The organism is Longimicrobiaceae bacterium, from assembly GCA_035696245.1.
Lineage (GTDB): Bacteria > Gemmatimonadota > Gemmatimonadetes > Longimicrobiales > Longimicrobiaceae > DASRQW01.
This window is the reverse complement of record DASRQW010000310.1, coordinates 1-7,497: the sequence shown is the minus strand read 5'-3', so window position 1 is coordinate 7,497 and position 7,497 is coordinate 1. Positions and strand designations below refer to the sequence as shown.

The window sequence follows — 7,497 nt, the reverse complement described above, 5'->3', positions numbered from 1 at the left end:
GAGATGGACGTCGACCCGCTCGTGCGCGGCTACGTGACCGCCGTGCAGGACGCCATCGGCCGCGAGCTGGCGTGGGAGACGGACGACATCGCGCTCCAGAACATCCAGGCGCGCGTCCGCTCACCCGGCATCTGGATGCTGGCGAACCTGCGCGGCGCGCTGCTCCTCTCCACCAGCAACCGTTCTGAGGCCGCGGTCGGCTACGCGACGATGGACGGTGACACGTCCGGCGGCCTCAGCCCCATCGCCGGCATCGACAAGGCGTTCCTCCGCAAGTGGCTGCGGTGGATGGAGACCGACGGGCCCGACGGCCTGGGCCCCATCCCCGAGCTCTCCGCCGTGAACGTCCAGGCGCCCACGGCGGAGCTTCGGCCGCAGGAAGCGGCGCAGACGGACGAGGCGGACCTGATGCCGTATCCGCTGCTGGACGCCATCGAGAAGGAGGCGATCCGCGACCGCCAGGCGCCGGTGGAGGTGTTCCGCCAGGTGCGCGTGCGCTTCCCCGAGTACGGCGATGCGCAGCTCGGCGAGTGGGTGGAGCGCTTCTTCAAGCTGTGGTGCCGCAACCAGTGGAAGCGCGAGCGCTACGCCCCGTCGTTCCACGTGGACGACGAGAACCTGGACCCCAAGACGTGGTTCCGCTTCCCCATCCTCTCCGGAGGCTTCGAACGCGAGCTCGCCGAGCTGCGGGCCTACGTGGCCGCGGGCCGGAAGGACTGACGACGACGTGCGAGAGGGCGCCGGCTCATCACGAGCGGCGCCCTCTCCGCATCCGCACCAAGACGAACCTCTTCCGACACGGGAGATGCCGATATGCCGACCGGTTCCGCGCACGGGCGGGAGACGCCCGTTCCCGCCTTCTACGACTCGAAGCAGGCCCGCGAGTGGGATTACGCGCCCAACCAGCAGGCGGTGTTCGAGGCCGCGAACGACTTCCGCCGCGCGCACGGCCTCCGCCCCGCGTCGGACGACGCGCTGAAGGTGCACCTCGTCTTGGTGGACGTGCAGAAGGACTTCTGCTTCCCGCGCGGCTCTCTCTACGTCGGCGGCCGCAGCGGCACGGGGGCGATGGACGACAGCGACCGCATCGCGCGGTTCATCTACCGAAACGCGGGCGCGATCAGCGAGATCACGTGCACCATGGACACTCACTTCCCGTTCCAGATCTTCTTCCCGTCGTTCTGGGTCGATGCGGACGGCAAGCCGCTCCAGCCCTACCGCGACGTCACCGCCGAGCAGGTGCGCGCGGGCGAGGCGCTGCCCAATCCGGCGATCTCGGCGTGGGTCAGCGGCGGGGATTACGAGTGGCTGCGGCGCCAGGCGGAGTTCTACTGCGAGGAGCTGGAGCGCGAGGGAAAGTACCGGCTCTACCTGTGGCCGCTGCACTGCCTCGCGGGTAGCGACGGGCACCCGCTCGCCGGTGTGATTCACGAGGCGCGGCTCTTCCACGCGTTCGCGCGCTCCGCCCGCAACGGCGTGGAGATCAAGGGCGGCCACCCCCTCACCGAGAACTACTCCGTCCTCTCCCCCGAAGTCCTGACGCGCTTCGACGGCGGCGCGCTCGCCGCCCGCAACGCCGACTTCATCAAGACGCTGCTGGAGGCCGACTTGGTCGTCGTCGCCGGCCAGGCCGCCAGCCACTGCGTGAAGAGCACCATCGAAGACCTGCTCAACGAGGTCCGCGACGTCGACGAATCGCTCGTCCGCAAGGTCGTGATCCTCCAAGACTGCATGTCCGCGGTAACCGTCCCTGACCCCCTCAACCCCGGCGCCTTCCTCGCCGACTACACCCCCGACGCCGAAGCCGCCCTCGCCCGCTTCGCGGCTGCGGGCATGCGCGTCGCGAAATCGACGGATCCGGTCGAGGGGTGGTTGGCGGGAGTGGTTTGAGGTTGGGCAGGGTGAGGTTGGGTGGGATGGTTGTGAAAACGCGAGATTGGGCGGAGCCGCGTCCGGGAGGGTACGCCAGCCGAAGGAACGCCTGGCGGGTGAACCCGCGGCTACAACGGCACGAAGCCCACCTTCGTGGGCTGCTTCCGCGGGATCTTCTCGGTTCTCACCCATCGATTCATGAGATCACCTTGTACGGAGCTGTACGTTCACCTCGTATGGGCGACGTGGGATCGGCTGCCGCTGATCGCGGGCGAGCTGCGGGGGGAGGTATATGCGGCGCTCCACGCGCAGGCATCCGGACTCGGCGCAGAGCCGGTGGCGATAGGCGGAATCGCGGATCATGTTCACATGCTCATCCATCTGCCTACTACGATCAGCGTCTCCGAGTTGGTGGGACGGCTGAAGGGCGCGACGTCACACATGGTGACGCACCGGCGTTCGTACTCGGGCTTCTTCAAATGGCAGGGCAGCTACGGCGCGTTTACGGTCTCCAAACCGGGCGTGCCTAAAGTCGCAGCCTACATCCACAACCAGGAAGAGCATCACAACTCCGGACGATTGAGCGCGGCTTTGGAGAGGACCGAGACGGACGCTCCTCTCTCCACCACTCCAGCGGAGCATCGACCCGCAACGCGTGATGATTTGCCGGCCGCAGCCCACGCAGGTGGGCTTTGTGCCTTTGTAGCCGCGGGTTTACCCGCCAGGCGTATCTCCGGACGCTCTCCCGTTTTCCAGGACCTCTACGATGTTTCTTCACGTGAGCCGTGCCCGCGTGCTGGACGACCATCGTCTCTGGGTCGAATTCGATAACGGGGTTGCCAAGGAGGTCGATCTCTCGACGGAGATGCACGGTGAGGTGTTCGAGCCGCTCCGCTCGCCGGAGATGTTCGCCCTGATGAGCGTGAACGAGGAAACCGGTACCGTCGAATGGCCGAACGGCGCCGATTTCGCACCGGAATTCCTCTTTCGCATCGGCCGGGAGGTAGAGCGGGTGGCGTGAGCCCGCACCTCCCATCACCGCCGTTGAGCCCCCTTCCCCCCGCGGCTATATTGTCCCCGTAACCCAATCCTCCGCAGTGCCCGAAGCCCAGGCCGCCGTGTCGCGTACCGCCCTCGCCCGCACCTATCGCCCGCGCCGCTTCAGCGAAGTGGCAACGCAGGCGCACGTCTCCGAGACGCTCCGCTCCGCCGTGCAGCGCGGACGCGTGGCGCACGCCTACCTGTTCTGCGGGCCGCGCGGCGTGGGCAAGACCACGCTGGCACGCGTGCTGGCCATGGCGCTCAACTGCCCCGACCGCTCGCCCGAGGGCGAGCCGTGCGGCGTGTGCGACTCGTGCACGCGCATCTGGGCGGGGCGCACGTCGCTGGACGTGGTGGAGATCGACGCAGCCAGCAACCGCGGCGTGGACGACGCCCGCGACCTGCGCGAGCGTGCCATGTACTCCCCGTCGGAAGAGGACCGCTACAAGGTCTACATCATCGACGAGGCGCACATGCTCACGCGCGAGGCGTGGAACGCGCTCCTCAAGATCCTCGAAGAGCCGCCGCCACGCGTGATCTTCGTCTTCGCCACCACCGAGGCGCAGAAGATCCAGCAGGCGGCCCCGCCCATCCTCTCGCGCTGCCAGCGCTTCGACTTCCACCGTATCGCCACGGCCGATCTCGTCGCGCGGCTGCGGACCGTGCTGGAGGCCGAGGGCATCACGGCGGGCGACGACGTGCTGCTCCCCATCGCCCACAAGGCCGACGGGGGCATGCGCGACGGGCTGTCGCTGCTGGACCAGGTGCTCTCGTTCACCGAGGGCACGCCCACCGCGGCCGACGTGCGGCGGGTGCTGGGCCTCGTCGGGACCGAAGTGTACCTGGAGCTGTTCGAGATCCTGGCCGAGCGGCGCTCCGCCGACGTGTTCCGCTTCGTCGCCAAGCTGCTGGACGAGGGCTACGACCTCACCGAGTTCTACCGCGGCCTGGCGGACTTCCTCCGCGCGCTGCTGATGGTGAAGCTCGACGGCGGCCAGTCCGACGGCGTGCGCGAGGACCTGCGCGCTGGCGTGGGCACGCTGGCGGGCCGTTTCTCCGCCGGCGACCTGCTGCGGATGCTCTCGCAGGTGGCCGAGATGGACGCCGACGGGCGGTTCCGGAAGAGCGGCGAGCAGCGCATCCTCATCGAGATCCTGCTGTTGCGCTTCGCGTTCCTGGAGAGCACGGTGGCGCTGGAGGACGTGCTGGCCGCGCTGGGCGGCGGGGCGGGGAACGGTGGCGGGGGCTCACCGGGAAACGCGTGGGGCGGGCGGCCGCAGGCGCCTGACGCCACGGTCGTCCGCCAGACCTCCGCCGCGCCGCAGTCCACCTCCGCGCCCTCGCTGGCGCGCCCCGCGGCCGCGTCTCCATCGCCCGCGCCTGTCGTGCCCGTCTCCCCTGCCGCGGTGGCCGAGCCCGGACGAGCGTCGGCAGATGCGACTCCGTCCGCCCTGAACGGGCGCGAGCGGCATTGGGATGTCGCTCCCGCATCTACGGCGGGGGATCAGGTGGATGATGCGCAGCCTGCGGCATCTTCCGTCACCCCGATCGTCTCGCGTGATGCGCAGGCGCCCTCGGGGGATGCTGTAGATGCGTCGACGGTCGCGCGGTCGGCGGCTCCGGCTGCATCTTCGGTAGATGCGGTAGATGCGTCGGCGGCGACCCGGTCGGCGGATGCGAGCCCATCTTCGGAAGATGCTGCAGAAGTCTCGGCCGTGACGAAGTCGGCGGATGCAGGCGCATCTCCCGCATCTTCCCTGATTGCCCCGCCGGAAGCTCTGGCGCCGGCGCAGGCTCCGGCGCGCGAGATCGTCTACGGCTCGGCCGACGCGCCGTCGCGGACGAGCACGCGCGGGTCCGCGGAAGCGCCCCCGCGCACGGGAGCATACGGAGCCGCGCAGACCAGCTCGCGTGAGCCGGAGGACGCGCCGCGGATCGCCCCTGCGTCGTACTCGGACGATCCGTACGGAGACTCGCCCTTCTCGCCAGACGAGGCGCCGCCCGCGCCGCGGCAGCACGCCGTCGTCGCCGAGCGCCTGGCCGAACCTCCGCGCGAGGTGCCGTCGAGCCCATCGGCAGACGAGCGCCCGCCGGTCGTGTACGGCAGCCCTGCGGCATCGCCGGCCTCGGTTGCGCGCGAGGCGCCGGCGAGCGCATCCGCGCCGCTCCCGGCGGACGACGGCTCGCCCATCGACGGGGCGCGGCTGCTGCGGGCCTGGAAGAACGTGCTGCAGGACGGCGACGGCGTGCCGGGCGGGATGAAGTTCATGCTGCTCGCGGGCAAGCTCGTCCCGCAGGGCGGCAAGGTGCGCGTGGAGGTCGGGCCGGGGTCGCCCGTTCTGGAGCGCATGGCGCAGCCCGCGTCGCGCCGCCCGCTGGAGGAGGCGTTGGGCAAGCGCCTGGGCCGTGCGGTCCGCATCGAGTTCGCCGCGGGCGACGCCGTGACGAACGACCCTTCCGCACACCGCATCACCGCCGAAAGTGCGCGCGGCGCAAGGCTCTCCCGCCTCACGGAGGGGGAACCGCTCCTGAAGGCGGCTGTATCAGAGTGGGGCTTGGAGCTGGTGGACTGACGGCCCGTCCGCCGGCCTCGGGCAACGGGGCGCGTCCCTTGCGGGCGCCGAGAGCGGGTTCCTAGATTTCGCGCCATTCCAGACACGGCGGCGGTACGGAGAAATGACGAACAACCTCCAGCAGCTTTTGCAGATGGGCCAGCAGGTGCAGGCCCGTCTTTCCCAGATGCAGACCGAGCTCGGCCAGAAGACCGTCTCGGTTTCCAGCGGCGGCGGCATGGTGACCGCCACCGCGGACGGCCGCGGCAAGATCCGCTCGCTCAAGATCGACCCGTCGGTGGTCGCCGCGGGCGACGTGGAGATGCTGGAGGACCTGGTCCTCGCCGCCGTCTCCGAGGCGCAGACCCGCGCGCAGCAGCTCTACGAAGACGAGATGCGCAAGCTGTCGGGCGGGATGCCCATGCCGTTCCCCTTCCCCGAGCTGTAGCGCCGGTTGTCCGTCATCGACGAGCTCACGGGTGAGCTGGCGCGCCTGCCCGGCATCGGGCGGAAGACGGCGCTCCGGCTCACCTTTCATCTTCTCAAGGCCCCGCCCGAAGAGGCGCAGCGCCTCTCGCGCGCTATCCTGGCGGTGCGCGAGCGCGTGCGCGCGTGCGAGCGCTGCGGCAACCTCACCGAGCACAGCCCCTGCGCCATCTGCACCAGCCCGCGGCGCGAAGTCTCGCTCGTCTGCGTGGTCGAGGAAGCCTCGGACGTGATGGCGATCGAGCGCACGGGCGAGTTCCGCGGGCTCTACCACGTCCTTGGAGGGCGCCTCTCGCCGCTGGACGGCATCGGCCCGTCGGAGCTTACGGTGGCGCCGCTGCTGGCCCGCATCGGCGAGGGCGCCGTGCGCGAGGTGGTGCTCGCCACCAACCCCAGCGTGGAGGGCGAGGCCACGGCCATGTACCTGCACGCGCTGCTCGCGCCGCTGGGGGTGCGCGTCACCCGCATCGCGCGAGGGCTGCCGGTGGGCGGCGACCTGGAGTATGCCGACGGCGTGACAATTGCCGAGGCGCTGAACGGCCGGCGCGAGCTGTAGGAACACCACGGGAGATGCCGCACGGGCGGCATTTTCTTTTTCCCCTCGCGCACGTTACCTTGTCGGCGGCCCGCCACCCGGGGCGGCACCCCAGTCGAGGCTCAGCGGACGTCATGGATTCGAAGCGCATCGTACGCACCACCGCAATCACGCTCCTGGCCGTAGGCGCCGTCGCCGCGCTGGGTGTGTTCCTGGTCCGCGACCAGATCTCGCGCAGCCGGCGCGACCTGTTCAGCCCGCACCCGCTGCGGCGCCTGGCCGCCCTGGAGTACCTGGGCGGGGGCCCTGCCAGCGTGGAGACCGCCATCGTGCTGCGCGACTTCCTGGCGTGGGAGCGCCGCCCCATGCTGCGCAAGCGCGCCATGGCCGTGCTCGCGCGCCTGGAGGGCACCATGGCCGCCCGCGCCGCGGCCCCCACGGAGGTCGCCTGATGGCGGGCAGCTCCAGCTGGTCGTTCGAGGAGCGTGACTTCAACCGCATCGACAAGCTGCTGCAGGCGTTCCTCTTCGACTCCAGCGCCCGCTGCACGCTGCTCATCGACCGCACCGGGCAGCTGGTGACCAGCGCCGGCGAGAAGCCCGAGTTCGACTCGACCGCCTTCGCCTCGCTGGCCGCCGCCGACTTCTCGGCCAACGACCAGCTTGCCGCCATGATCGGCGAGAACGAGTTCTCGTCGCTCTTCCACCAGGGCGAGAAGGAGTCGATGTACCTGGCCGACGTGGCCAAGCGGGTGATCCTGGTGGTCCTCTTCGACAACCGCACGACGCTGGGAATGATCCGCATCAAGGTGAAGGGCGTGGTCCGCGAGCTGAGCGAGATCTTCCACGAGATGTTCGGCCGCAGCGCGGCCAGCCAGGCTCCGTCGCGGGTGGTGGAGGCGGGCTTCGTCGACGAGGCCGAAGACGAGATCGATCGTCTCTTCGGCGATCTCTGAGGGAGGCGCGCCATGTCGATGATCAACTACGCCTCGCGCGAGATCAACTGCAAGCT

At 69.9% G+C, this 7,497-nt stretch carries 8 protein-coding genes; all 8 read left to right on the top strand.

Annotated elements, in window-relative coordinates; all coding sequences use genetic code 11:
• A partial coding sequence (gene nadE / locus VFE05_14595) for an NAD(+) synthase (protein ID HET6231298.1) occupies positions 1-720 on the top strand: 720 nt, incomplete at its 5' end.
• A 93-nt stretch (positions 721-813) separates the two neighbouring features.
• Positions 814-1,890 (top strand): hypothetical protein, encoded by a 1,077-nt coding sequence (locus VFE05_14590; protein HET6231297.1) that lies wholly within the window; start codon positions 814-816, stop codon positions 1,888-1,890.
• A 748-nt stretch (positions 1,891-2,638) separates the two neighbouring features.
• Positions 2,639-2,893, top strand: a complete 255-nt coding sequence (locus tag VFE05_14585; protein ID HET6231296.1) for a DUF2442 domain-containing protein — start codon at positions 2,639-2,641, stop codon at positions 2,891-2,893.
• 76 nt (positions 2,894-2,969) lie between these two features.
• Positions 2,970-5,486 carry a DNA polymerase III subunit gamma/tau gene (gene dnaX / locus VFE05_14580; protein ID HET6231295.1) on the top strand — a complete coding sequence of 839 codons (2,517 nt, stop codon included), beginning with the start codon at positions 2,970-2,972 and terminating at the stop codon, positions 5,484-5,486.
• A 103-nt stretch (positions 5,487-5,589) separates the two neighbouring features.
• Entirely contained in the window at positions 5,590-5,913 is a 324-nt protein-coding gene (locus VFE05_14575; protein ID HET6231294.1) for a YbaB/EbfC family nucleoid-associated protein, read from the top strand.
• Positions 5,914-5,919: 6 nt separating this feature from the next.
• Positions 5,920-6,507, top strand: a complete 588-nt coding sequence (recR, locus tag VFE05_14570) for a recombination mediator RecR (GenBank protein HET6231293.1) — start codon at positions 5,920-5,922, stop codon at positions 6,505-6,507.
• Positions 6,508-6,620: 113 nt separating this feature from the next.
• Positions 6,621-6,938: a hypothetical protein gene (locus VFE05_14565; GenBank protein HET6231292.1), complete on the top strand. Its 318-nt coding sequence runs from the start codon at positions 6,621-6,623 to the stop codon at positions 6,936-6,938.
• Complete coding sequence (locus tag VFE05_14560; GenBank protein ID HET6231291.1) at positions 6,938-7,441, top strand: roadblock/LC7 domain-containing protein; 504 nt, start codon at positions 6,938-6,940, stop codon at positions 7,439-7,441. The genes VFE05_14565 and VFE05_14560 overlap by 1 nt, the downstream gene beginning before the upstream one ends.
• Positions 7,442-7,497 lie beyond the last annotated feature (56 nt).